Source organism: Nocardia blacklockiae (genome assembly GCF_015477355.1).
Classification (GTDB): Bacteria; Actinomycetota; Actinomycetes; order Mycobacteriales; family Mycobacteriaceae; genus Nocardia; species Nocardia blacklockiae.
On the sequence record NZ_JADLRJ010000003.1, the window covers coordinates 307,335 to 331,020 of the forward strand.

The following is a 23,686-nucleotide window of genomic DNA, read 5'->3' on the forward strand; positions in this document are numbered from 1 at the left end:
CCGCACCGCCCGCCGGCACGTTGACCTATGCGACGGCAGACAGCGAGGAGTGCGGCATGTTCGATCGGTGGCTGGACGCGGAGGAGGCCTACGCTCGCGGTCGCGCGCTGCGGGAGAACGACGACCACCGCGACCACCGCGAGGTCACCCTCCCCGCGGACCGGCCGTCGATCGTCGATTTCGTCGAGGCCAGCAATGCCGGCCGGGTGCCGGAGCTGATCCGGCTGCGGGTCGGTCGAATGCTGGAGTCGCCGTTCGCCTTCTATCGCGGCAGCGCCGCGCTGATGGCCGGTGATCTCGCCGCGACGCCGAGCAGCGGCCTGACCGCGCAGCTGTGCGGCGACGCGCACGCGGCCAACTTCGGGCTCTACGGGACCCAGGACGGTCGAATCGTCATGGATATCAACGATTTCGACGAGACCGCCCCGGGTCCGTGGGAGTGGGACCTGACGCGGCTGGCCGCCAGCCTGGTGCTCGCCGGCCGGGTCGGCGGGGTGTCGGAGAACGGCTGCCGCGACGCCGCGCACGACGCCGCCCGCAGTTATCGCCGCGTCATCGACCACCTGGCGCAGCTGCCGTTCCTGGAATCGTGGACGGCGCTGGGCGACGAATCGGTGATCGACCGGGTCGAGGCCGACGCACTGCTCGACGATTTCGCCAAGGCCGCCGGCAAGGCCAAGAAGAACACCAGCGCCAAGATCGCGGCGAAGACGACGAGCACCGAGGGCGGGCAGTGGCGCTTCGTCGCCGACCCGCCGGTGCTCACCGAGGTGTCCGACGCGACCGCCGACGAGGTCGTCGCCGCGCTGGAGGGCTACGTGGACACGCTGCGCGAATCCCGCGCGCACCTGCTGCGGCGGTACACGGTGTGCGACGTGGCGTTCCGGGTGGTCGGCACGGGCAGCGTCGGGCTGCGCAACTACCTGATCCTGTTGCGCGGCAACGGCGACGAGGCCTTGGTGCTGCAGGCCAAGCAGGCCCGGCCCAGCGCGCTGCAGGACGCCTTGGGCCTCGACCCGGTGCGTCACGAAGGGCGGCGCATCGTCAACGGCGCGCGCCTGGTGCAGGCCGAGACCGACATCCTGCTGGGCTGGGCGACGATCGGCGACCGCCCGTACATCGTGCGCCAGTTCCGAAATCGCAAGGGCGCCATCGACGTCACCGAACTCAAGCGCGACCACCTCGACGACTACGGCCGCCTGGCGGGCGCGCTGCTGGCCCGCGCGCACAGCCGTTCGATCGATCCGCGGATCCTCGCCGGGTACTGCGCCGACGGCGACAAGATGGACTCGGCCTACGCCCGCTACGCGCTCGACTACGCCGACCGCACCGAGGCCGACCACGCGGAACTGGTCGACGCGGTGCGTCGCGGTGTGATCACGGCAGCGGAGGAAGATCGCTAGCGCTTGTAGTCTTCCTGCGGGACAACCGGATCGCGCAGGGAAGGAAGGGCCGACGATGTCGGATGCCTCGGTCGAGGTGCTGCTGGACGACTTCGAGGACAAGGGCAAGTGGGAGCTCACGGGCGACGGAGCGGATCGAACCCACCTGACCACGTTCGCGGAGGGAGCGCCGGCCAAACGCCCGGGTGTGTACAGCGACGGCGCGGCCGGGGAAGACCACCGGGCGCTGGTCCTGCTCGTCCGCTCCGCGACCGACGGTCTCGAGGTCGAACTCGCCGCGAAGCCGGGGCGGGGTCTGCCCATCGCCGGGCAGTTGGAGGCGGTGAACCTGTGGGTGCGTTCCCCGCACGCGTCGCTCGAGTTGTCCGCGCGGGTCGCGGTCGCCGGTGCGGAGCGAGAGTTGTTGCTGGGCAACGTGTCCGCGCAAGGGGAGTGGTTGCGCCTCCAGCACCGGACGGCCGATCCGCTGACCGGGGTGGAGCTGCTGGGTCTGAAATTCCGGCTCGACGAGGTGGTCAAGCGGGCGGGGGAGGTCATGATCCTGTTGGACGACCTCACCGCCCTGACGCGTTCGTGAGCACGGCCTGACGGGGCTACGAAACTCGTCTTCGAAGAGTTCGAAGCTGCTGTGCGGCAAGCGGATTCGTGCGGATTACTCGCCCGGCACACCCGGTGACCGGACCGATAGCGCGATCAGCATGGCCACGCGCTGACTCGGATCGTTGAGGTGCAACGGCACGATTCGACGCATCTGATTGATGCGGTTGCGCACGGTGTTGGGGTGGACGTCGAGCATGCGGGCCGCCGCCGACAGTTCGCCGTGTGATTCCAGCCAGGACTTCAGCGTCGGGAGATAGTGCGTGTCGTGGCGGGCGTCGTAGTCGGCGAGCTGCGCGACGGGGTCGCGGGCGGGCAGACGTCCTTTGGACGCAACGGATTTCAGCCGCTGGATCAGCACCCGGTCCCAGGCGGTGTCGTAGCAGACCGGCACCGGATCGGCCGAACTCATGTGCAGGGCAAGGCATTCGTCGGCTTCGTGGCGGCTCGCCGCCACCTCGCGCAGGTTCGCGGGACCGCCGATGCCCGCGAAGATCTCGATGTGCGCGGGCAGCCCGGCGACGAGTTCGTGCACCCAGCGGTAGGCGGGCGCGGGATCGTCACCGGTCGGGAGCAGCGTGTAGACGGTGTTGCCGAACAGGGTGCTGCGACCCACCCGCGACCAGCCGAAGCCGGTGGTCGCGCGTTCGAAGGCGAGCAGGATCCCGGCGTGCCGCTCCAGCTCGGTGTGCGCCTGCAGCGCCACGACGCGCAGATTCTCGGCCGGGATGCCGAGCTTGCCGGCGACCGCCTCGGCGTCCGGGCTCTCCTCGAGCAACTGGATGACCAGTTCCGACTCGACCTGCCGCTCGAGGTCGGCGCTGACGCGCGAACGCAGCAGGTGCAGCGCGACGGTGCGGGCGCCGTCCTCCAGGATGCGCGACTGCGCGGGGGACAGCGGCTCCTCCGAGGAGATCCACAGCGAGCCCAGCAGTTCGCGTCCGGTGCGGACGGCCGCCACGGTCCGCCCGCGCAGGCCGTGCTCGGGGGCGGGCGGCACGTGGATCGGGGTGTCGGTGCGCGCCAGATGGTCGAAGATGCCCTGCTCCTCGAGCAGCGCGCGGACATGGTCCGGCATGCGGCGGCCGAGGATGGTGTCGAGCCGGACCGGGTCGGTGTCGTGCGAGGTGCTCGAATACGCCATGACCCGGCACAGCTGATCCTCGATGGTGACCGGGGCGTCGAGGGTGGCGGCGATGGTGTCGGCCAGGGCGAACAGATCGCTGGGGCCCCGGCCGGATTCGGTCTCCCGGCCCTCGAGCACCAATCCGTAGACGACGGAGGCGATCTGGCTCCACGACACCGCCGGATCGACGAGAAGTAGTGCGGTGCCGGACTTTTCGAGCTCCCCGATGAGGGTGCGGCTCGGCTGCTCGGTGGTTCGGGTGACGGCCAGCATGGCGCGACCGAGGGTGGCCAGCGTGACGGCCTCGCGCAGGTCCGCGATGCCGACCGCGAGGAAGACGTCGCCGACGGCGGCATGCGGGCGGATCGGGTCGTGCACGGTGACGCTGTGCAGCTCGCTGTCGCGCGCCGCGATCCGCCCGTGCAGCCGGGTCCCGTACCTGCCCAGGATGTTGATCAGGCGATCCAACTTGACCATCGCTACCTGACCGCTACTCCCGAAAACCCGACATACCGCCTCCGACGACTGTACGGCATCGCCAACGACACTCACGCAGATTGTGTGGATCGGACACTCTGTTCGAGCCGCCGGTGGGTCACTCTGAACGTGGAGGTCGGCAAATGCGCCGCATCAGGTCGATCCGGAAAAGAAAAGATGAGGGTTGAGAATGTATTCGTCGCAACTGCTGCAGTTGGTTGGTGTAGCAGCCGCATTCTCGTATGTGGTCTGGCTGATAGTCACTTCGCGACAGGTGTCGCGGCGTCGATGTGAACTCTGTGAGCACCTGTACGTCGCCCACGATCCGACGACGGGGGTGTGCCGCGGCCGGGCGGACGGCCCCCGCGGGCTCGGTGGCGACGAGTGGACGATGTGCGCCTACGACCTGCAGTGCAGGTGCCGAGGGTTCGTCCAATTGAGCAGCGAGCGAAACGTCAAAGGCCCGGGGCGTCGGATTCACCGACCCACCCGGGCCTCTCAGGGTGGCTGACGGGACTCGAACCCGCGACAGCCAGGATCACAACCTGGTGCTCTACCAACTGAACTACAGCCACCATTGCCGGTGATGAACCGGCGGGCTAGATCGTAACTCGTACTCCGGTTCAGAACCTAATCGGTGTGCTGAGCAGGGGATTGTGCTGCGTCGGGGGTGAGCAGCGCGGAGGCGACGGCGGCGATGTCGGCGGTCGCGGGGCCGGGTGCGGGGACGAAGGCGGTGCGGCGGTAGTACTCCAGCTCGCGGATGGATTCCTTGATGTCGGCGAGGGCGCGGTGGGTGAGGCCCTTCTCGGGCTGGCCGAAGTAGATGCGCGGGTACCAGCGGCGGCACAGTTCCTTGATCGAGCTCACGTCGATCATGCGGTAGTGCAGGTGTGCGTCGAGGGCGGGCATGTCGCGGGCGATGAAGCCGCGGTCGGTCGCGATGGAGTTACCGGCCAGCGGGACCGTGCGCGGCGTGGGCACGTACTGCTTGACGTAGTCGAGAACCTGCTGCTCGGCCTCGGCCATGGTGACCGTGGAGCGGCGCACCTCTTCGGTGAGTCCGGAGCGGGCGTGCATCTCCTGGACCACCGGCGGCATCGCGGCCAGCGCGGCGTCGTCGGCGTGGATGACGATGTCGACACCGTCACCGAGGATGTTGAGATCGCTGTCGGTCACCAGCGCGGCCACCTCGATCAGCTTGTCGCTGTCCAGCCGCAGGCCGGTCATCTCGCAATCCATCCACACCATGTATTTCTCGGACACCAGGTCGACATTACAGCGCCCTCGGCGGCCGTTCGGCGAACCTGCCGCACCGGCCCCGTGCGGCGGGATCGCCCGCGGCGGGCGGCTACTCGACGCCGCGGCTGGTGAAGTCGAAGGAGCCGCCGTCGATGCCCCAGGAGATGATGCGGTCGGGGTGGATCCGGATGATCGCGCGCTCCTGCGGCGGGAACGGCGGCTCCTGGTCGTCGAGCGCCTCGGCCGTGCCGCGCACCTCGATGCCGCGAATCACGTAGGGCTCCAAGGAAACCTGTTGGTCGACGACGAACGACACCCGGCTGCCCGAGGCCACGTTGCGGTACTTCCGGCTGCCGCGCATGCGCATGCCGCCGATGTCGATGGTGCCGTCGGGGTTCACGCGGTAGCTGGTCGGGTTGTTCTGCACGACGCCGTCGGGTGACACCGTGGCCAGCCGGCCGATTCCGGCCTCCGCGAGGAACTGCTGCTCGTTGCTGGTGAAGGTCATGGCACTCACTCCTGAAATCTATCGTCGCTAGGAACTTGAGCAACGGTAACAGCAGCCAGCTAGCTTGTCTAGCGTTGCTATATTTCTGGCTCGCCGGTCTGTTGACGCGCGGGCCCGCGTGGTCGTCGCCACGAAGTTGCCGAATGGTGTTGCGGCCCGGATCGGTGTCGGTGGCGATAAGGTTTGCCCAGATCCGCGCTTCGCTCAGGCGGTCGGCAATGTTGGCGGAAAGTTGGCAGGGCAGACGGAGGATCGGCGATGACTACCCCTCAGGAGAAGGTCGAGGCGGCGCGCAGGGCGGCCGCGGAGGCGGCGCGGGTCGCGGCGGAAGCGGCCGCGGCGGCGGAGGCCGCCGAACGCGAGGCGGCTGCGGCAAGCCAGGGTTCGGACCGGCAAGCGGATTCCGGCAACGCGGTGGCGCAGGAGATCGCGGCCGGTTACGCGTTCGAGGGCGCGGCGCTCGAGCTCGGCGCGGTAGTCGTGGACGACGCGGTGGATTCGACTGCGCGGGTGCGTATTCCGCTGCGAACGATGAATCGGCACGGGCTCGTCGCGGGCGCGACCGGTACCGGCAAGACGAAGACATTGCAGGGCATCGCCGAACAGCTGTCCGCCGCTGGGGTTCCGGTGGTGCTGGCGGATGTGAAGGGTGATCTGTCGGGTCTGTCGCGGGCGGGGGAGGTTAACGACAAGATCGCCGCGCGAGCCCGGGAAACCGGCGATACCGAGTGGGCCCCAGCGGGTTTCCCGACCGAGTTCGTGTCGCTCGGCACCGAGGGGATCGGGGTGCCGATCCGCGCCACCATCACCTCGTTCGGACCGGTGCTGCTGTCGAAGGTGCTGGGGCTCAACGAGACTCAGGAATCGACACTCGGGCTGATCTTCCACTGGGCCGACCAGCGGGGGCTGGCGCTGCTCGATCTGAAGGATCTGCGCTCGGTGATCCAGCACCTGACCAGTCCCGAGGGCAAGGAGGATCTGAAGGGCATCGGCGGTGTGTCGGCGGCCACCGCCGGAGTGATCCTGCGGGCGCTGGTGAATCTGGAGAACGACGGGGGTGACACGTTCTTCGGTGAGCCCGAACTGGATCCGTCGGATCTGCTGCGCGTCGACGGTGACCGGGGCGTGATCACGCTGTTCGAGCTCGGTGCGCAGTCGTCGCGGCCGGTGCTGTTCTCCACGTTCCTGATGTGGGTGCTGGCCGACCTGTTCCAGACGCTGCCCGAGATCGGCGACATGGACAAGCCGAAGCTGGTCTTCATCTTCGACGAGGCGCATCTGCTGTTCAACGGCGCGTCGAAGGCGTTCCTGGATCAGGTGGAGCAGACGGTCAAGCTGATCCGCTCCAAGGGTGTCGGCGTGTTCTTCTGCACGCAGTTGCCCACCGACGTGCCGAATCAGGTGCTGTCGCAACTGGGTGCGCGGATTCAGCACGCGCTGCGCGCCTTCACCCCGGAGGACCAGAAGGCGCTGACCAAGACGGTGCGCACCTACCCCAAGACCGCCGCCTACGACCTGGAGAAGGCGCTCACCTCGCTGGGCATCGGCGAGGCGGTGGTGACGGTCCTGTCGGAGAAGGGCGCCCCGACCCCGGTCGCCTGGACGCGCCTGCGCCCGCCACGCTCGCTCATGGACACCATCGGCGAGGACGCCATCCGCGCCGCCGCCCAATCCGGGCCCCTGCACGCCAAGTACGGCGAGACGGTCGACCGCGAGTCGGCTTACGAGTTGCTCGCCGCGAAAGTCGCTGCGGCGGAACCGGAGCCGGAACGTCCCTCCTCGCAGGCCGATGACTCGGCGGCCGAACGGATCATGAAGAACCCTGCGGTGAAAAGCTTTCTGCGTTCGGCCGCCAGTGCCGCGGGGCGTGAGATCAGCCGGAGTCTTTTCGGAACCAGGCGGCGGTGACCTCGACTTCCCGCGCAGGGCGCGGGAAGTCGAGGAAGTGGTGCTTGCTCCCGCGGTGACTGTGGGGCCGCTGGGTTTGCGTCCGCCAGTAGGAGCTGGCCGCTGGGTGTCGCCCCAGATCGGGTGCGGGCGGGTGGCGTTGTGGCTCAGCCTAAATCGCGGGACAGGAGGTCGGTGGGGGTTTCTCGGCGGATGAGTTCGTGGGAGCGGCCCTGGTGGACGGAGATGAGGGGTGGGCGGCCTACGCCGTTGTAGGTGGAGGCGAGGCTGTGGTGGTAGGCGCCGGTGCAGGGGATGGCGAGGATTTCGCCGGGGCGCAGGTCGGCGGGGAGGCGGATGTCGGCGGCGAGGATGTCGCCGGCCTCGCAGTAGCGGCCGGCGACCGTGGCGGTCATGTGCGGGCCGGTGGGGTGGCGGTTGGCGACCACCGCGTCGTAGTGGGCGCCGTAGAGGGCGACCCGCGGGTTGTCGTTCATGCCGCCGTCGACGATGACGAAGGTGCGGCCGCCCTCGATGTGCTTGACGGTCATCACCCGATACAGCGTCACCCCGGCGTGGGCGACGATGGCGCGGCCGGGTTCCAGGGCGATGCGCGGGCGCGGGAAGCGGTTGAGCGCGCAGGCGGCGTCCAGCGCGTCCTCGATGAGGTCGGCGAGTTCGTACAGATTCATCTCGGCGTCGCCGGACCGATAAGCCACTGCGTGCCCGCCGCCGAGGTCCAGCTGGGTGAGCACCGGCCCGTAATCGGCTCGCACCCGCGCCATTTCGGCGACCAGCCGCCGCACCGCCTCGCCGTAGTGGTCGGGGTCGTAGATCTGTGAGCCCAGATGGCAGTGTAAGCCGACGAGTTCGAGGTTGGGCTGGCGCAGCACGCGCTCGATCGCTTCGGCGGCCGCCGCGCTGCCGAGCGGGAACCCGAACTTCTGGTCCGTCACACCGGTTTTCACCGCCGGATGCCCGTGCACGTCGATGCCGGGCGAAAGCCGCAGCAGCACTTGCTGCTTCCCCGACACCAGCGCGGACAGCAGCGTGATCTCGGTGAGCGAGTCGATCACGATGCGACCGACCCCGGCCGCGACAGCCGCCTCCAATTCCGCGAAAGGCTTTCCGCTGCCGTGCAATACGAGCCGCCGCGGGTCGACACCGGCGGCCAGCGCGACGGCCAGCTCACCCCCGGAACACACGTCCACCGACAGCCCCTCCTCGCTGACCCACCCGGCCACCGACTTGGTGAGCAACGCCTTGGCGGCATAGACGATCTCGGCGTTGGGAAAGTGCTTGCGGTAGGCCCGGCAGCGGCGGCGGACCTCGGTCTCGTCCAGCACGTACGCGGGGGTGCCGTACTGGTCGGCCAGATCGGCCAGCGCGACCCCGCCGACGGTGATGCGGCCCAGGTCGTCGTAGTGGGTTTCGCACGGCCAGACGGTCGTGTCGACGCGCGGGGACGGCATTCCCGACCGCAGCGAAGGGAATATCTCGAGCAGCGTCACGATCTCTCCTGCTGTGTTCCCCGCTTTCGCCTGTGCTGCGGGGCCACCGACAGGACTACGCCGATTCCGGGACGCCGAAACGGTCGACTACACGCCCTTGACAGGCCGTGACGCTATCTTGACGGCGTCCTGACACCGGTGTGATCGGCCGCACTCGGACGGTGTCAGCTACCGCCCAGCTTCTTGTAGAACGACCCGACGATGGGCGCGGTGACCGCTCGGGGCGCGTACTGGCCGGCGACGCTCATGCCCTTGCTGATCAGGCCCGGCACCACCCGCATCTTGTTGCGCTCCAAGGCATCGATCGAGATCTTGGCGGTGTAGGCGGCCGAGACCCAGATGAAGTCGGGGATCTTGCCGCCGACCTCGTCCTGGTCCGGGTTGTCGGTGCGGACCGGTCCGGGCGCGAGCAGCGTGACGTTGATGCCGGTGCCGGTGAGTTCGCCGCGCAGCGATTCGGAGAAGCTGTTGGTGAAGGCCTTGGTCGCGGCGTAGGTGGCGTTGTTCGGGATCGGCATGTTCCCGGCGGCCGAGCCGGTGATGAGGATGCCGCCGCCCTTGCGCTCGGTCATGCCGGGCAGCACGGCGAGGGTGAGGTCGTGCACGGCGACCGCGTTGAGTTCCATCACGGCCCGCTCGAAATCCAGGTCCAGGTCCGCGACCGGACCGAAGGTCGCGACTCCGGCGTTGTTGCACAGGATCGCGATGTCGCGGCGGGCCAGCTCCTCGGCCAGCGGCGCGCGCTGCTCGCGGTCGGACAGGTCCACCGCGCGCACCTCGGCGGTGATCCCGTGCCGCTCGGTCAGCCGCCCGGCCAGCTCGGCGAGCAGGTCGCCGCGCCGGGCCACCAAGATCAGCGAATAGCCGCGCCGGGCGAGTTCCGCGGCCAGCGCGGTCCCGATCCCGGACGAGGCTCCGGTGACGACGGCACGGTTCTCGGAAGTCGGTGCAGGCAAGCTCACGACGGGGAGCCTACCGGGTGCGGTCCGCGCGCTAGGCGGTGCGGGCCTTCGGCTCCATGAACGCGATGCCCCAGTCGATATGGCCCTTCCAGACACTGGCGATGCGGCCGCCCTGCACGGCGGGTTTGGGATCGCCGATCGGCCCGCCCGCGGCGCGCACGGCGGCGACGGTGGCGTCCAGATCGGGCGTGCCGAACGCGATGCCGATCAGTCCGGGCGGCCGGCCCGCCGCGACGACCTCGATGAACGCCTCGCCCACCCGATAGAACGCCATTTCGGGACCGGACGGACCGCGCGGGTGGAAGCGGCGGCGCGGCGGCATGCCGAGCACGTCGGCCAGGGCCGCGACGGATTCGTCGAGATCGTTCACCAGATAGACGATGTGGTCGACGAAGGTCACGCCGTTGGGGTGCGGCGAGCCGGAATCACGCAGGGCGGCAGCGAGATCGGTGCCGCCGGGATCGTCCGACAGATGCTCGAGCAACTGCTCGAGCTGCTGCTCCGGGCCGGAGGGTTCGGAGGCGTTCTCGCTCAACAGTTCCGGCACGCCGAGTTCCGAGGCGTCGCCGCGCAGTTCGTCGAAGCCCCAGCTCGGCGGCATGCCGACCACGCAGGAGAGCGCGCCGATCCGCAGCCTGCGGTTCTCGACGGCGAAACCGAGTGCTTCCCAGGCTTTTTCGTCGCCGGGCAGGCCCAGGCTGACCAGTTCCGGCATTACAGCGCCGCCGCCAGCCGGGTGCCCTGGTCGATGGCGCGCTTGGCGTCCAGCTCGGCCGCCACGTCCGCGCCGCCGATCAGGTGGATGCGCACGCCCGCCGCCCGCAGCGGCGTCTCCAGTTCCCGCACGGATTCCTGTCCGGCGCAGACGATTACGTTGTCGCATTCGATGACCGTCGGGCGCTTGCGTTGCTCGCCGAAGCTGATGTGCAGGCCGCGGTCGTCGATGCGCTCGTAGTTGACGCCGCCCAGCTGTTCGACGCCCTTGGCTTTCAGCGCCGCCCGGTGCACCCAGCCGGTGGTCTTGCCCAGGCTCTTGCCGAAGGGTGTCGACTTGCGTTGCAGCAGTACGACTTCGCGCGCGGCGGGGGAGGGCTCGGGCCGGGTGAGCTGGCCGGGCGCGTCCGGGTCGGCGCTGTCGACGCCCCACTCCTGTTTCCACTCGTCGAGTTTGAGCGCGGGATGACCGTCGACGGTGAGGTATTCGCTCACGTCGTAGCCGATGCCGCCCGCGCCGATCACGGCGACCTTCTTGCCGACCGGTTTCTCCTCGCGCACCAGCTCCGCGTAGGTGAGCACTTTCGGGTGGTCGATGCCGGGGATGTTCGGAATGCGCGGGCGCACACCGGTGGCCAGCACCACGTGGTCGTAGCGGCCCTCGATCAGTTCGGCCGCCGCGACTCGCCGGTTCAGGAACACCCGCACGCCGCTGACCTCGAGTTTGCGGGTGAAGTAGCGGATGGTCTCGTTGAATTCCTCTTTGCCGGGGATGCGCCGGGCGATGTCGAACTGGCCGCCGATCTTGTCGTCGGCCTCGAACAGGTCCACCTTGTGGCCGCGCTCGGCGAGGTTGACCGCCGCCGACAGCCCGGCCGGTCCCGCGCCGACGACCGCGATGCGGCGCATGGTGCGCGTGGGCAGCAGCCGCAGCTCGGTTTCGTGCCCGGCGCGCGGATTGAGCAGGCAGGACACCGTTTTGTGGACGAAGGCGTGGTCCAGGCAGGCCTGGTTGCAGGCGATGCAGGTGTTGATCTCGTCGTCGCGGGTCTGCTGCGCCTTCACCACCCAGTCCGGGTCGGCGAGCAGCGGACGGGCCAGCGAGACCAGGTCGGCGTCCCCGCGCGTGAGGATCTCCTCGGCGACCTCCGGCATATTGATCCGGTTCGACGCGCAGACCGGAATATCCACGTGCGCGGTGACTTTCGCGGTGAACTCGGCGAAGGCCGCACGGGGGACCGAGGTGACGATGGTCGGCACCCGGGCCTCGTGCCAGCCGATGTCGGTGTTGATGATGCTGACCCCGGCGGCTTCCAATTCCTTTGCCAGCGCCAGGATTTCGGTCTCGGTCTGGCCGTGTTCGACGAACTCCGCCATGGACAGGCGGAAGACGATCAGGAAGTCCTCGCCCACGGCCGCGCGCATCCGGCGCACTATCTCGAGCGGGAACCGCCGCCGGTTGGCCGCCGAACCACCCCATTCGTCGGTGCGCTTGTTGGTGCGCGGGGCGAGGAACTGGTTGATCAGGTAACCCTCGCCGCCCATCACCTCGACGCCGTCGTACCCGGCGAACTTGGCCAGCTCCGCACAGCGCACGTAGTCGGCGATGGTGCGTTCCACGCCCTTGCGCGACAGCTTGCGCGGCCGAAAGGGGTTGATGGGGGCCTTGATCGAGGATGCCGAGACGCTGAACGGCACGTAGGCGTAGCGCCCGGCGTGCAGGATCTGCAGGGCGATCCTGCCGCCCTCGCGGTGCACGGCCCGGGTGATCGCGCGGTGGCGGTAGGCCTCGGTGCGGTTGGTGAGCTTCGCGCCCAGCGGCAGCAGCCAGCCCTCCCGGTTGGGTGCGTAGCCGCCGGTGATGATGAGCCCGACGCCGCCGCGGGCGCGTTCGGCGAAGTAGGCGGCGAGCCGGTTGGTGTCCCAGGCCCGATCCTCGAGCCCGGTGTGCATCGAACCCATCACCACGCGGTTGCGCAACGTGGTGTGGCCGACGGTGAGCGGCTCGAACAGGTGCGGATACGGGTTGGGCGTCGAATTCGGCTGTGCGGCCGCAGGACTCGCGGTCATCGGATCACCTTTCGGTAGCGGAATCCGGATGCCGGGCCGTGGCATCCGAACCGGTACGGGCGGTGTCGCCGGACGTCGCGGGGGAGTGCGGGCGGAGCCCTTCGAGCACCTCGTCGCACCACTCCACGAATCCCGACTCCACTCGGATGCCGCCGCGCAGCACCAGATACTGGTGCAGGGCCGTGCCGGTGAGGCGTTGCGGGGCGGGGAAGTCCTTCTTCTCGATCAGCCGGTACACCTCGAGCCGCTGGGCGTGCCGGTCGCGGTGGCGGGTGACCTCCGCCAGCAGCGCCGTCAGGTCGCCGTGTGCGGCGGCGCGGATCTTGATGCCGAGTTCGCTGCGCAGGGGGCCGATGTCCTCGCTCGGCGCGGCGATCCAGCGGGCCAGTTCGGCGCGGCCGTCCGGGCTCACGCGGTAGACCTTCTTGTCCGGGCGGCCGTCCTGCGGCACGGCCTCGCCGGTCACCCAGCCCTGCTGTTCCATGCGCTTGAGCACGCGGTAGATCTGCTGGTGGGTGGCGCTCCAGAAGAATCCGATGGATTTGTCGAAGCGGCGCGCCAGCTCGTAGCCCGAACCGGCGCGCTCGCTCAGCGATACCAGCAGCGCGTGTTCGAGGGCCATGCGCCGAGGTTAACTGATACTCGATGTACTATGCAACTCGGTGCATAGCGGTCTTTCGGGGCCGCTACCGGAAGTAGTGTCCGGCGTCGAGATCGTCGATCAGGTTGGGCTGCACGGGTTTCCAGCCCAGCAGTTCGCGGGTGCGGGTGCTGGTGGTCGGGTTGTCCAGGACGACCATGGGGGCGAGGAAGCCGAAGTGCTCGGCCGCCGCGTCCGCCGGGATGCTCACCGCGGGCACGTCCAGATGGCGGCCGATGACCTCGGCGATCCGGCGCAGCGGCACGCCCTCGTCGTCGACGGCGTGCAGGCGGGAGCCCGCGGGCGCGGATTCGAGGGCCAGCCGGTAGAGATGCGCCGCGTCGCGGGTGTGGCCCGCGGGCCAGCGGTTCGCGCCCTCGCCGACGTAGGCGGAGACGCCCTTCTCGCGCGCGACGGCGATGAGGGTCGGGACGAAGCCGTGCCGGTCCAGGTCGCTGTGCACGGTGGGTGGCAGGCGGACCACGCTGGATCGGACGCCGCGGTCGGCGAGGGCGACGACGGTGTTCTCGGAATCGATGCGCGGCCCGCCCGGGAGGGCGTCGGTCTCGGTGCCGGTGCGGCCCAGGGCCGCGAGCAGGCCGGTGCCCGACGTGGCGACCAGCGGTTTTCCGGTGTCCGCGAGAGCGTCGCCGAAGGTTCGGACGACTCGCAGGTCGTCCTCGGCCGCCGTCACGAAATCGCCCGCCAGCATGAATTCGTGCTTGAAGGCGAGGTGGATCACGCCGTCGGCGGCGGTCGCGGCGGCGGCCAGGCCGTCGAGATCGTCGAGGTCGCCGCGCTGGACCTCGGCGCCCGCGGCGGTCAAGGCGTCGGCGGAGGCTTGGGAACGCGCCAGGCCGATCACTTCGTGGCCGGCCGCGAGGAGTTCGGGGACGACGGCGGAACCGACATGGCCTGAGGCCCCGGTGACGAATACCCGCATGGAGAACACCTTCCTGCGATGGATTTGTGCTCGCGACCCTGCGCGAGGGTGACTCATGTCAGCCACTGTCATCAGGATACTGCGGATGTCAGTCCCTGTCATCATGTGGCGTGTCGGTGCGGTTTGGGGCCATGCGGCCCGGGTAGTGCGGACGGGTAACCGAGAACAAGGGAGGTAGCTGTGTCCGCAGAACTCGAGGGTGTGCGCGTACTGATCGTCACCTCCAACGCCGGGGTCGAGCACGACGAGCTGGTGGTGCCGCGCGACCGGTTGCGCGAGCGCGGTGCCCAGGTGCGGCACGCGGCGATGAAAGGCGAAGCGGTGCAGACCTATCGGCACGACCTGGAGCCGGCCGAGCAGGTGCAGCCCGACGTGACACTGGATTCCGTCGTCGCGGACGAGGTCGACGTGCTGGTGATCCCCGGCGGCACGGTCAACGCCGACACGCTCCGGACCGACGACCGCGCGCGAGAGTTGGTGCGCGCGCAGACTTCCGCGAAGAAGCCGATCGCCGCGATCTGTCACGGGCCGTGGTTGCTCGTCGACGCCGGGGTGCTTCCGGGGAAGACGCTGACGTCCTATCCGTCGCTGCGTATCGACATCGTGAACGCCGGTGGGCACTGGGTGGACCAGTCGAAGATGCGCTGCGCGCAGAACGGGTGGACGCTGATTACCTCGCGGAAGCCGGATGACCTGCCCGATTTCGTCGATGCCATCACGGCCGAGTTCGCCGGCTGAGGGTAGCTGCCTCGGTCGGTTCAGCTGCCTCGGCCGGTTCAGGCCAGGGCTTCCGCGACAGCGGTGAGCCAGCGGCGAACCGGGCCCAAGGTAATGAGACCGCTGCCCGCGCCGGCGAGTTCGTTCGCGGCGGGTAGCAGGCGAGTTTGGATGTCGCGGAGGAGTTTTCGATCGCCCAGTGCCAGGGCGGCGGCGGCTTCGAGACAGGTCTGGGCTTCGTACATCAGGTCGGCGGGCGGCTGGGGCAGGGCGTGCAGCGCGGTCCGGGCGTCCTCGTGGCGGTCCTCTCGCAGGAGGATCAACGGCTGGATCCAAGGGCGGTACGGCCCCCAGTCCTGGTCCCGGTCAACGAATTTCGCGGCATCAGGTGCGGAAGTGTTCGGGTCGGACAGGCGCAGGCTCAGTAGGGCGAGGGGGAGCAGGCCGCGTTCCACGCCGGGCATGCCCGCGCCCTCGAGGCGTTTCGCGGCTTCTCGATAGGCGTTCTCCGCGGCCGTGAACTGTTCGTTCGCCGCGAGTCGCAGGGCGCGGTACCAGTCGGTGAAGGGGGTGGCCAGCGGGCGCTCGTGGCGGTCTGCCAGGTCGTCCACAGCGGCGGCCTGGGTGTCGGCGGTGGTGAAGTCGGCGAGTGCGGCGCGCGCCTGGACGCGGATCAGGCGGCCGAGGATCTCGGCGTTCGCCATGCCGTGCCGCACGCCCAGATCGACTATCTCCGAACCTGTTTCGTCACGCTCCGCCGCGAGACCGGCGCGGGTGCACGACTGCATGAACTTTCCGTTGAGCGCGAAGACCAGCAGCGCGGGGTCGTCGAGGCGGCGGGCGATGTCCTCGGCTAGGCGGGCGGCCTGCGGTCCGCGCGGGGCGCGGCTGCCCCGCATCTCCACCGCGATAGTGGCGAGCAGACGGCAGCGTGCCGGATCGTGCCGGGCGTCGTCGGGCAGGGCGGCGAGGGTTCGCTCACTGGCTGCGACAATCTGCTCGGCCTGCCAGGGATCATCACTGCGAGTCCAGATCGCGGGAACGTCGTACGCGCCGATGACCCGCGCCGTCAGATCCGGATCCCCGAACTCCTCGGCCGCGGTAATGGCCGCCAAGCGATGCTCGCGCGCCAGCTCGAGACCACTCCCGCCGGTAACCGCCAGACCACGCAGCAATCCCACCGTCGAATCCAAATGCGTTCGCGCGCTACCGGTTACGGCGCGATCGTAGGCCGCCGCAGCCGCTGACCACACCCGCCCCGCCGCCGTCCCGGGGACGGGCATCGACGTGGTCGAGTGGTCGGCTGGCCCGAGTTCGGGTGCCGGATCCGAGCGTGGGCGCTGCGCGCTCGCGGGTTCGAGTGGTGGAGCCGAGTCCGAGTGGCGGGGCAGGTCTGTGTCGAGTGATGAAGTCGGGCGGGGCAGGTCGGGTTCGGTTGTGGTGGCTGGGCGCGAATGTCGGATGGGCTCAACAGGGTTGAGGCGGGGGTGGTGGGTGAGGATGTCGGATTCGAGGCGGCGGAGTTGTGGGCTCGGGTCGAGGCCCAGGTGGTCAGCCAGGGCTGTGCGGGCGCGGCGTAGCAAGGCCAGGGACTCCGCCTGGCGGCCGGTGCGGTACAGGGCGGTGGCGAGCAGGGCCCAGGCTTCCTCGCGCCAAGGGTGTTCGGCCACATGGGCGTTCAGGTCGGGGATGGCCGCGGCTGCCGCGCCGAGCGCCAGTTGGGCTCGGGCGCGGCGTTCCACGGCTTGCAGTCGCAGCTCGGCGAGGCGGGCGCGCTCGGTGCGGGCCCAGTCGGCGTGCGCGACCTCGGCGTAGGACGGGCCGCGCCACAGCCGCAGCGCCTCGTCCAGCCGCTCGAGTTCGGCCGCGGGCGGCAGGTCGGCCGCGGCACGCACGGCGTCCTCGAACCGCCAGGAATCCACCGCGGCCGGGTCGGCGCGCAAGGCGTAACCGGGGCCCTCGGTCACCAGCAGGCGCGCGGCGGTGCGCGGCGGGCGATCCGGTTCCAGCGCGCGGCGCAGGTCGGCGACGAACGTCCGGACGGCACCGACGGCACCCGGCGGGGGATCGTCCCAGAGGTCGCCCACCAGCCGAGACACCGGCACCATGCGGCGACGCGCGATGATCAACCGCGCCAGCACCGCGCGATGCCGCGGCCCCTTCAGCCCGAGCACCGCACCACCGGCATCCCAGGCCGTCACCGGCCCGAGCACACCGAAAGTGACCGGCATCCCGCCTCCTGTCCGAGTCGCCGAAACTCTCGCCGCCACGGTACTGATCGGATGCTGATCGGCGCGCGGCAGAGTCGGTGCCATGCAAACACCGACCATCCCCGATTTCGAGTACCGCCGCGTGCGGGTCGCACCGAATGTCGAGCTCGCGGCCGCGATCGGCGGCAGCGGCAGCCCGGTCGTGCTGCTGCACGGCTTCCCGCAGACACACCTCATGTGGCGGCACGTGGCGACCCGGCTCGCGGCCGACCACACCGTCATCTGCCCCGACCTGCGCGGCTACGGCGACAGCGACAAACCCGCCGAGACCGACGGCACCGTCTACAGCAAGCGCACCATGGCCGCGGACATCGTCGCGCTCGCGGCGGCGCTCGGGCACGAGCGTTTCGCGCTGGTCGGCCACGACCGCGGCGCCCTGGTCGCCTTCCGTGCCGGGCTCGACCATCCCGACACCGTCACTCACCTGGCCTGTCTGGACGTCCTGCCGACCCTGGACATGTGGGACGTGATGCGCGGCGTCGACGCGGCCGTGGGTTTCCACCTCTACCTCATGGCACAGCCGCCGGACCTACCCGAACAACTGATCGCCGCGGCGCCCGACGCCTTCTTCGGCTACTTCCTCGACATCTGGACCCAGCGCCCCGAGGCCATACCCGCCGATATCCGCGCCGCCTACCTGCGCGCCTGCCGCGCCGCCGTCCCCTCGATCGTCGCCGACTACCGCGCCTCCGCGACCATCGACATCACCCACGACCGCACCGACCGCACCGCCGGCCGCCGCCTCCCCATGCCCTTGACCGTCATCCAACAGGATTGGGGCACCGCCCTGGGCTTCGACGCCGCCGCCCTCTGGCACCCCTGGGCCGAAGACCTCACCCACACCACCCTCACCTCCGGCCACTTCATGGCAGAGGAAGCCCCCGACCGAATCACCACCGAAATCCGCACCCTCCTGACCCGATAGGCAGCATGTACGCGATCGCGTACATGCTGCTATAGTGAGGTGCGAGCACTGACTCCAGGAGAAGCTATGCGTGCCATGCATGCCACCGAGGCCCGGGCCAATTTCGCCGCCGTCCTCGACGCGGCGACCGAAGACAACGACGAGGTAGTGATTACTCGCAGCGGTGACAAAGAGCCCGCCGTGGTGATCTCGCTACGCGAATACGAATCGCTCAAAGAGACGGCCTACCTCATGAGTAGTACGGCGAACGCGCGGCGTCTGCTCGAAGGGATCGAGGACATCCGAGCAGGACGCTTGGAGGCTCGTGAATTGATCGACGTCGACGACACGGACCCCGAGTAGTGAGCCGAAAGGTTCTCTTCAGCAGCAACGGCTGGGCGGACTACCTGTATTGGCAGGCGGAGGACCGCGCCGTTCTGCGCAAGTTGAACCGAATCATCGAGGACATCCGCCGCAACGGCAACGCCGATGGCATCGGCAAGCCGGAACCCCTGCGGCAGAACCTGTCCGGTCTCTGGTCGCGCCGCATCACCAAGGAACACCGCATCGTCTACCACGCCGACGAAAGTGTCCTCACGATCATCGCCTGCCGCTTCCACTACGACGACTGAGCGTCCGAAACCTCGGTTGCGGGATCAGGTCGAGCGCCAGGCGGCCATGCCGAGGGCGATCATGCGGACCTGGCGGACGGTGCGGTCGATGAGGTCGGTGCGGTCGCGGAGGGGGGCGGCGACGTAGTCGGCGATGTGGTCGGCGACGGTGGAGACGATGAGGTCGGCGGCCAGTTCGAGGTCGTCGGGGTTCCAGCTGTCCAGGGCGCGGACGCGGGACAGGTCGACCACCAGCTCCCGGGTGATGAGCTGCATCTCGACCGCGATCGCGCCGCGCAGGGCCGCCGAGCCGCCGTGGCGTTCGCGAATCAGGAAGCCGTACAGCGCTTCCCGCCCGGCGACCTGGCCGAAGACGAAGCGCACGGTTTCGGCGAGGCGGGCGTCGGGCGTGCGCCGCAATTCGCGCAGCGCCAGCCGCAACTGGCGCACACCCTCGTCCACCAGCGCGGTGCCGAGTTCGTCCAGCGAGGAGAAGTGCCGGTAGAACGCGGTCGGCACGATCCCGGCCGAGCGGGCGACCTCGCGCAGGGACAGGGCGGCGAAACCACGGTCGGCGGCCAGCGCCAGCGTGCCGTCCAGCAGGGACTGCCGCGTGCGCTCCTTGCGCTCGACTCGGGACTCCGCCGGCTCACTCACATCGCTGAGCATACATCCGTTCACGATTCGTTCTCTCCTAGGGATGTTGCCTCGGTCACAGCATCTGCTGGTTGAACTTGTATGGCACCAGCAGGCACACTATCTCAGTGTACAGATGTGCACCGAAAAATTGGTTCCTACGCCGGGGCTCGCGCAGAGCGGCGGCGGGCGACCGGTAGTTCGGTGCCACGCACGGCCCGACTAGCAGGCTCTTGGAGGACCGAATGGTGGGACTCATCGACCTGGTGCAGACGCTGACCTCGCCGCACCCGCTCGATCGTTATCTCGAACTGGTGCGGCCGACGCTGACACTGCGCGACATGCGCGCCGAGATCACCCACGTGCGGCATTCCGCGTCCGACTCGGTGACCCTGACGCTGCGCCCGACCTGGCAGTGGACCGGCCACCGCGCCGGGCAGTACGTGCAGGTCGGCGTGCTGATCGACGGTGTGAAGCACACCCGGTGCTATTCACCGGTCAGCGCGCAGAGCCGCCGGGGCCGCAAGCTGCAGCTGACGGTCAAGGCGCACTCGCACGGACTGGTGTCGCGGTACCTCTACCGCCACGCCGCCCCCGGCATGGTGGTGGATCTGGCCCCGGCCGACGGCAGCTTCGCGCTGCCCGACGCCCGCCCGGACCGCATCCTGCTGCTCAGCGGCGGCAGCGGCATCACCCCGGTGCTCTCCATGCTGCGCACACTCGCCCGCGAAAACTATTCGGGCACAGTGGCGTTCCTGCACTACGCCAAGCACCCGGAGGCCGTGCCGCACCGTGAGGAACTGGCCGACCTCGCCGAGCGGCACGACAACTTCCACATCGAACTGCGGTACCCGAGCCGCGGCGACGGCCACTTCGACGTCGACACCCTCGAGCGCGTGGCGCCGTGGTACGCCGACGCGGAGACCTTCGTCTGCGGCCCGGCCGCGCTGATGGACTCGGCGCGGCGCATCTACGAGGCCGAGGGTCTGGGCGACCGGCTGCACAGCGAGGAGTTCACGCTGCCGACCACCCCGGTGGATCCCGCCGACGTCACCGGCGCCACCACCTTCTCGGCCAGCGGCGTGCGCGCGGAGAACGCCGGCGCCAGCCTGCTCGAGCAGGCCGAAAAGGCGGGCCTCACACCGGAATCGGGCTGCCGGATGGGGATCTGCTTCTCCTGCACCGCGGTTCGCCGCTCCGGCTGCACCCGCAACCTGCGCACCGGCGAGCTGGACAGCGACCCGGACCAGCCCATCCAGCTCTGCATCAACGCCGCCGTGGGCGACGTCGACATCGAAATCTAGAAGGGGAGAACAGCTATGACCATTCTCACCGAGACGAAGAACGGACCCCTGGTGCTCAGCCCCGAGCAGGTCGAGGAGATCGGCCGGCAGCTCGACGAGCTGCGCGAGCGCATCACCGCCGACCTGGGCGAGCGCGACCGGGAGTACATCTACTCGATCATCAAGGCGCAGCGCGGTTTCGAAGTCGCCGGCCGCGGCCTGATGTACCTGGGCTTCCTGCCGCCGTTCTGGCTGGCCGGGGTCGCCGCGCTGAGCGTGTCCAAGATCCTGGACAACATGGAGATCGGCCACAACGTCATGCACGGCCAGTGGGACTGGATGCGTGAGCCGGGGCTGAATTCCCGTGTGTTCGAATGGGATACGGTCTGCCCGGCCGACCAGTGGAAGCACTCGCACAACTACATGCACCACACCTACACCAACATCCACGGCCGCGACCGGGACATCGGGTACGGCGTGCTGCGCATCGACGAGGGCCAGCAGTGGAACCCCTACTACCTGGGCAACCCGGTCTACGCCTTCCTGCTGATGATGCTGTTCGAGTGGGGCGTGATGCTGCACGACCTCGAGGCCGACAACATCGTCAAGGGCAAGCGCAAGTGGTCCGACATCAAGCGGCTGGCCAAGGGGCAGCTGCGCAAGGCCGGTAAGCAGGTGCTCAAGGACTACGTGGTGTTCCCGCTGCTGAGCGGCCCGCTGTTCCTGTCCACCCTGGCCGGGAACGCGACCGCCAACATCGTGCGCAACATCTGGGCCTACTCGATCATCTTCTGCGGCCACTTCCCGGCGGGCGTACAGACGTTCACCGAAGAGGAGACCGCCGAGGAGACACGCGGCGAGTGGTACGTGCGGCAGATGCTGGGCTCGGCGAACATCACCGGCAGCAAGCTGTTCCACATCATGTCCGGCAACCTGTCGCACCAGATCGAGCACCACCTGTTCCCGGACCTGCCGGCCAACCGGTACCCGGAGATCGCGCCCGAGGTGCGCGCGCTGTGCGAGAAGTACGGCCTGCCCTACAACACCGGCCCGCTGAGCAAGCAGGTCGGCGAGGTGTGGCTGAAGCTGTTCCGCCTCGCGCTGCCGCCCGCGCTCTCCGGGAAAGCCCCGCAGCCAGGTGTTATCGTGATGCGAGAGCGACAGCCGAGCGAAGCGGGCGTGTGAATGATCGGGAAATTCGAAAGCAACAAGGATCTGATCCAGGAACTGACGTCGTCCGGTGCCCGGCACGTCGGCAATATCGCGTCGATCATCACCGGCACCGTGGCGGAGGTGACCCGCGAGATCGGTGACTGGGTCACCGACGCCATCGAGATGCGGGAGGCGGCCGCGGCGGCCCGGCGCGACGAGGCCGCCGCCGCGGGCGTGAACGCCGGGCGCGACGAGCCCGACGTGCTGATCGACGAGCCGCGCCAGACGCCGCACGTGTCCAGCGAACAGCCGTACATCGACGCGGACGTCGAGTTCGTCGATCCCCGGGACCGCTGAGTCCGGACGCGGTGGCTCAGAACACCGGCAGTCGCCGCCGGTGTTCGGTGACGTCGGTGACCAGATCCTTGTAGCCGTCGGCCAATTCGGCGAGGCGTACCCACTGCAGGTGCGCCTCGCTGTCGACGCCGCGCCGGTGGTTTCCCGCCGCCGGCGCGGGCAGGCCCAAAGCATGTTGGGCCGCAACCCATTTCGCCGCCATCCGGTCGATGACCGAGCCCAGCGTCTCGGTGTGCAGCGACGCGCCGGCGCGGTGGGCGATGTTGTCGGCGACCCAGTTGTCGATGCGCTCGATCAACTCCCTCCGGACGACGTCGACATCGTCGACGTCGTGACTGAACGCGGCCACCCGGCTGCTGGGCAGTCCGGGCGCGTGCGCCGCCTGCCGCGCGCGCCGGCGGCGTTCGTGGCACTGCACCAGCTCCGCCGCCGCGTCCAGCACGGGGTGGCCCCGCCCGTCGGTGTCGGCGCGGAAGGCCCGCAGCAGTTCGGCCGCGGACGGCAGTTCGCCGAATCCGATACGGCCATCGGCGTATTCGGTCGACATGATTCTCACCCTCGCACTAGCGTCGACTGGTTGCGCCAGGGCCGAGGGGGTATCGGGGAGGGGCTCCCCTCGGCTCCGGCGCAGTCCCGCGGGCCCGGACACGGCAGCCCACCACAAACGCTCACGGTGAAGAAACCGGGAAATCCGCGACGATGCGATAGAAGACTGTCCGGGACAAAGCAGGACATATTCAGGAAAGCGCGTCGGAAGAACCCGCGCAACAGGCTGACGGCCGAAACACCGAAGCTGCGGGCAATCGTTATACACCATTACAGCGGGGTCACATGATCGCGAAGATCGGTGATCTCCCACGACGGCGAGACGCTAGGCATACCCGCTGCGGCAGGCGCGAAACGCGCTGGCCCCGAGCACATTCGTGCGGGTTTGCCGGACGATCGCGCCCGCGCGGCAGCGACACGGGAGCAATCGCGCACGGCCGCGGGCCGTCTCATCGGATAGCCTGGTCATTCGTGTCCGCCTATGTGTCCTCCCCGGAGTTGACTTTCGGCTTCCTGTTCGCGCTGGAAGACCCCGAGCGAATCGCCGAGGTGGTGCGCAACCTCATGGAGCGACGGACGGTCTCGGTGTTCCGGCTGGCGCACGTGTCGGGAACCTCGGGCCCGCCGGAGCGCTACGTGGTCAATTGGGCCGCCATACCGCAGATCTCCATCACCACCGACGCCCCGGACAGCGCGGAGTTGCTGGCCGCTCGCACGATGCTGGTGAACGCGTTTCTCGACGACGAGGGCGCGGTCAGCCTGTATTCCTCGCACGGCAATATCCCCGGCTGATCGGCGCAGGTGAAGGCCCATCGTCCGGGCCCCCGTCGCCGTTAGCATGATCCTTCGCACAACGGCTCTCAGCTTCGTCTCAGCGACGAACCAGTGATCTGTAAGCCCGGCTGGGGAATGTGGACTCCGGTCGCCGGTCCCACCCGGACCGCGGCCGTGGATACCTGTTCCCTACAGAGAGGTTCGACCCCATGATCCCGGTCATCATCGACACCGGAAGTGCTGCGCTCGGCGGCCTGTTCGACACCGGCAGCGCCGCACTGCACGGCATCCTGAACACCTTGTGGACGGGGTCCTTCGGCGCCTGATCCGCCGCGCGGTTCCCGCACACCGCCCCG

Annotated in this window: 23 protein-coding genes and 1 tRNA gene; 11 read left to right on the forward strand and 13 right to left on the reverse strand. The window is 69.0% G+C overall.

Annotation, left to right across the window (positions count from 1 at the left end; all coding sequences use genetic code 11):
• Nucleotides 1-56 precede the first annotated feature (56 nt).
• Together IU476_RS10935 and IU476_RS10940 are read left to right on the forward strand one after the other, a co-directional pair.
• A complete protein-coding gene (locus IU476_RS10935) occupies nt 57-1,403 on the forward strand; it encodes a DUF2252 domain-containing protein (protein WP_195099189.1) in 1,347 nt (448 codons plus the stop codon).
• A gap of 55 nt (nt 1,404-1,458) precedes the next feature.
• Nucleotides 1,459-1,980 carry a hypothetical protein gene (locus tag IU476_RS10940; protein ID WP_195099191.1) on the forward strand — a complete coding sequence of 174 codons (522 nt, stop codon included), beginning with the start codon at nt 1,459-1,461 and terminating at the stop codon, nt 1,978-1,980.
• 75 nt (nt 1,981-2,055) lie between these two features.
• On the opposite strand, the gene IU476_RS10945 is transcribed toward IU476_RS10940, so the two are convergent.
• The 4 genes from IU476_RS10945 to IU476_RS10960 form a co-directional block, all read right to left on the reverse strand.
• The gene (locus IU476_RS10945; protein WP_195099194.1) at nt 2,056-3,603 is read right to left on the reverse strand and encodes a PucR family transcriptional regulator; all 1,548 of its coding nucleotides are present in this window, start codon (nt 3,601-3,603) and stop codon (nt 2,056-2,058) included.
• A gap of 502 nt (nt 3,604-4,105) precedes the next feature.
• Nucleotides 4,106-4,178, reverse strand: a tRNA-His gene (locus IU476_RS10950).
• Between the two features lie 55 nt (nt 4,179-4,233).
• On the reverse strand, nt 4,234-4,854 hold the full coding sequence (gene orn, locus IU476_RS10955) for an oligoribonuclease (protein WP_195099842.1): 621 nt from the start codon (nt 4,852-4,854) through the stop codon (nt 4,234-4,236).
• A 100-nt stretch (nt 4,855-4,954) separates the two neighbouring features.
• Nucleotides 4,955-5,353 carry a PPOX class F420-dependent oxidoreductase gene (locus IU476_RS10960; protein WP_195099196.1) on the reverse strand — a complete coding sequence of 133 codons (399 nt, stop codon included), beginning with the start codon at nt 5,351-5,353 and terminating at the stop codon, nt 4,955-4,957.
• 258 nt (nt 5,354-5,611) lie between these two features.
• On the opposite strand from IU476_RS10960, the gene IU476_RS10965 reads away from it, so the two are divergent.
• Nucleotides 5,612-7,261 (forward strand): helicase HerA-like domain-containing protein, encoded by a 1,650-nt coding sequence (locus IU476_RS10965; protein WP_195099199.1) that lies wholly within the window; start codon nt 5,612-5,614, stop codon nt 7,259-7,261.
• A 146-nt stretch (nt 7,262-7,407) separates the two neighbouring features.
• Here IU476_RS10965 and lysA read toward each other — a convergent pair whose 3' ends face one another.
• The 6 genes from lysA to IU476_RS10995 all read right to left on the reverse strand — a co-directional run bounded on the left by lysA (nt 7,408) and on the right by IU476_RS10995 (nt 14,080).
• Nucleotides 7,408-8,751, reverse strand: a complete 1,344-nt coding sequence (gene lysA, locus IU476_RS10970; protein WP_195099201.1) for a diaminopimelate decarboxylase — start codon at nt 8,749-8,751, stop codon at nt 7,408-7,410.
• Between the two features lie 164 nt (nt 8,752-8,915).
• The gene (cmrA, locus tag IU476_RS10975; RefSeq protein WP_195099203.1) at nt 8,916-9,713 is read right to left on the reverse strand and encodes a mycolate reductase; all 798 of its coding nucleotides are present in this window, start codon (nt 9,711-9,713) and stop codon (nt 8,916-8,918) included.
• A gap of 31 nt (nt 9,714-9,744) precedes the next feature.
• Nucleotides 9,745-10,428, reverse strand: a complete 684-nt coding sequence (locus tag IU476_RS10980) for a VOC family protein (protein ID WP_195099206.1) — start codon at nt 10,426-10,428, stop codon at nt 9,745-9,747.
• Nucleotides 10,428-12,497 carry an NADPH-dependent 2,4-dienoyl-CoA reductase gene (locus tag IU476_RS10985; RefSeq protein ID WP_195099208.1) on the reverse strand — a complete coding sequence of 690 codons (2,070 nt, stop codon included), beginning with the start codon at nt 12,495-12,497 and terminating at the stop codon, nt 10,428-10,430. The genes IU476_RS10980 and IU476_RS10985 overlap by 1 nt, the downstream gene beginning before the upstream one ends.
• Nucleotides 12,498-12,501: 4 nt before the next feature.
• On the reverse strand, nt 12,502-13,119 hold the full coding sequence (locus IU476_RS10990) for a PadR family transcriptional regulator (protein ID WP_195099210.1): 618 nt from the start codon (nt 13,117-13,119) through the stop codon (nt 12,502-12,504).
• A gap of 64 nt (nt 13,120-13,183) precedes the next feature.
• Nucleotides 13,184-14,080, reverse strand: a complete 897-nt coding sequence (locus IU476_RS10995) for an SDR family oxidoreductase (RefSeq protein WP_195099212.1) — start codon at nt 14,078-14,080, stop codon at nt 13,184-13,186.
• Between the two features lie 180 nt (nt 14,081-14,260).
• Here IU476_RS10995 and IU476_RS11000 point away from each other — a divergent pair, with 180 nt between their 5' ends.
• Nucleotides 14,261-14,818 carry a type 1 glutamine amidotransferase domain-containing protein gene (locus tag IU476_RS11000; protein WP_195099214.1) on the forward strand — a complete coding sequence of 186 codons (558 nt, stop codon included), beginning with the start codon at nt 14,261-14,263 and terminating at the stop codon, nt 14,816-14,818.
• A 38-nt stretch (nt 14,819-14,856) separates the two neighbouring features.
• Here the strand turns inward: IU476_RS11000 and IU476_RS11005 are convergent, their stop codons facing one another.
• The gene (locus IU476_RS11005) at nt 14,857-17,028 is read right to left on the reverse strand and encodes an AfsR/SARP family transcriptional regulator (protein ID WP_195099217.1); all 2,172 of its coding nucleotides are present in this window, start codon (nt 17,026-17,028) and stop codon (nt 14,857-14,859) included.
• A gap of 82 nt (nt 17,029-17,110) precedes the next feature.
• On the opposite strand from IU476_RS11005, the gene IU476_RS11010 reads away from it, so the two are divergent.
• From IU476_RS11010 to IU476_RS11020, 3 genes are all read left to right on the forward strand, one after another.
• Nucleotides 17,111-17,992 carry an alpha/beta fold hydrolase gene (locus IU476_RS11010; RefSeq protein WP_195099219.1) on the forward strand — a complete coding sequence of 294 codons (882 nt, stop codon included), beginning with the start codon at nt 17,111-17,113 and terminating at the stop codon, nt 17,990-17,992.
• A 66-nt stretch (nt 17,993-18,058) separates the two neighbouring features.
• Nucleotides 18,059-18,334 carry a type II toxin-antitoxin system Phd/YefM family antitoxin gene (locus tag IU476_RS11015; protein ID WP_195099221.1) on the forward strand — a complete coding sequence of 92 codons (276 nt, stop codon included), beginning with the start codon at nt 18,059-18,061 and terminating at the stop codon, nt 18,332-18,334.
• Nucleotides 18,334-18,603: a Txe/YoeB family addiction module toxin gene (locus IU476_RS11020; protein WP_195099223.1), complete on the forward strand. Its 270-nt coding sequence runs from the start codon at nt 18,334-18,336 to the stop codon at nt 18,601-18,603. The genes IU476_RS11015 and IU476_RS11020 overlap by 1 nt, the downstream gene beginning before the upstream one ends.
• Nucleotides 18,604-18,627: 24 nt before the next feature.
• On the opposite strand, the gene IU476_RS11025 is transcribed toward IU476_RS11020, so the two are convergent.
• Entirely contained in the window at nt 18,628-19,239 is a 612-nt protein-coding gene (locus tag IU476_RS11025) for a TetR family transcriptional regulator (RefSeq protein ID WP_324194005.1), read from the reverse strand.
• A 224-nt stretch (nt 19,240-19,463) separates the two neighbouring features.
• On the opposite strand from IU476_RS11025, the gene IU476_RS11030 reads away from it, so the two are divergent.
• From IU476_RS11030 to IU476_RS11040, 3 genes are read left to right on the forward strand one after another with little or no spacing between them, the layout of a single operon-like run.
• Nucleotides 19,464-20,522: a ferredoxin reductase gene (locus IU476_RS11030; protein WP_195099228.1), complete on the forward strand. Its 1,059-nt coding sequence runs from the start codon at nt 19,464-19,466 to the stop codon at nt 20,520-20,522.
• A 15-nt stretch (nt 20,523-20,537) separates the two neighbouring features.
• Entirely contained in the window at nt 20,538-21,686 is a 1,149-nt protein-coding gene (locus IU476_RS11035) for a fatty acid desaturase family protein (RefSeq protein ID WP_195099230.1), read from the forward strand.
• The gene (locus IU476_RS11040) at nt 21,687-22,010 is read left to right on the forward strand and encodes a hypothetical protein (protein ID WP_195099232.1); all 324 of its coding nucleotides are present in this window, start codon (nt 21,687-21,689) and stop codon (nt 22,008-22,010) included.
• A gap of 16 nt (nt 22,011-22,026) precedes the next feature.
• On the opposite strand, the gene IU476_RS11045 is transcribed toward IU476_RS11040, so the two are convergent.
• A complete protein-coding gene (locus IU476_RS11045; RefSeq protein WP_195099235.1) occupies nt 22,027-22,557 on the reverse strand; it encodes a DUF4254 domain-containing protein in 531 nt (176 codons plus the stop codon).
• Between the two features lie 470 nt (nt 22,558-23,027).
• On the opposite strand from IU476_RS11045, the gene IU476_RS11050 reads away from it, so the two are divergent.
• Entirely contained in the window at nt 23,028-23,348 is a 321-nt protein-coding gene (locus IU476_RS11050) for a hypothetical protein (protein WP_195099237.1), read from the forward strand.
• The last annotated feature ends 338 nt before the right edge of the window (nt 23,349-23,686 follow it).

Bases quoted from the DNA above. Each gene is read 5' to 3' on its own strand.
- IU476_RS10935 (WP_195099189.1), top strand. From the start codon at position 57: ATGTTCGATCGGTGGCTGGACGCGGAGGAGGCCTACGCTCGCGGTCGC.
- IU476_RS10940 (WP_195099191.1), top strand. From the start codon at position 1,459: ATGTCGGATGCCTCGGTCGAGGTGCTGCTGGACGACTTCGAGGACAAG.
- IU476_RS10945 (WP_195099194.1), bottom strand. From the start codon at position 3,603: ATGGTCAAGTTGGATCGCCTGATCAACATCCTGGGCAGGTACGGGACC.
- orn (WP_195099842.1), bottom strand. From the start codon at position 4,854: ATGGTGTGGATGGATTGCGAGATGACCGGCCTGCGGCTGGACAGCGAC.
- IU476_RS10960 (WP_195099196.1), bottom strand. From the start codon at position 5,353: ATGACCTTCACCAGCAACGAGCAGCAGTTCCTCGCGGAGGCCGGAATC.
- IU476_RS10965 (WP_195099199.1), top strand. From the start codon at position 5,612: ATGACTACCCCTCAGGAGAAGGTCGAGGCGGCGCGCAGGGCGGCCGCG.
- IU476_RS10980 (WP_195099206.1), bottom strand. From the start codon at position 10,428: ATGCCGGAACTGGTCAGCCTGGGCCTGCCCGGCGACGAAAAAGCCTGG.
- IU476_RS10985 (WP_195099208.1), bottom strand. From the start codon at position 12,497: ATGACCGCGAGTCCTGCGGCCGCACAGCCGAATTCGACGCCCAACCCG.
- IU476_RS10990 (WP_195099210.1), bottom strand. From the start codon at position 13,119: ATGGCCCTCGAACACGCGCTGCTGGTATCGCTGAGCGAGCGCGCCGGT.
- IU476_RS10995 (WP_195099212.1), bottom strand. From the start codon at position 14,080: ATGCGGGTATTCGTCACCGGGGCCTCAGGCCATGTCGGTTCCGCCGTC.
- IU476_RS11005 (WP_195099217.1), bottom strand. From the start codon at position 17,028: ATGCCGGTCACTTTCGGTGTGCTCGGGCCGGTGACGGCCTGGGATGCC.
- IU476_RS11010 (WP_195099219.1), top strand. From the start codon at position 17,111: ATGCAAACACCGACCATCCCCGATTTCGAGTACCGCCGCGTGCGGGTC.
- IU476_RS11015 (WP_195099221.1), top strand. From the start codon at position 18,059: ATGCGTGCCATGCATGCCACCGAGGCCCGGGCCAATTTCGCCGCCGTC.
- IU476_RS11030 (WP_195099228.1), top strand. From the start codon at position 19,464: ATGGTGGGACTCATCGACCTGGTGCAGACGCTGACCTCGCCGCACCCG.
- IU476_RS11035 (WP_195099230.1), top strand. From the start codon at position 20,538: ATGACCATTCTCACCGAGACGAAGAACGGACCCCTGGTGCTCAGCCCC.
- IU476_RS11040 (WP_195099232.1), top strand. From the start codon at position 21,687: ATGATCGGGAAATTCGAAAGCAACAAGGATCTGATCCAGGAACTGACG.
- IU476_RS11045 (WP_195099235.1), bottom strand. From the start codon at position 22,557: ATGTCGACCGAATACGCCGATGGCCGTATCGGATTCGGCGAACTGCCG.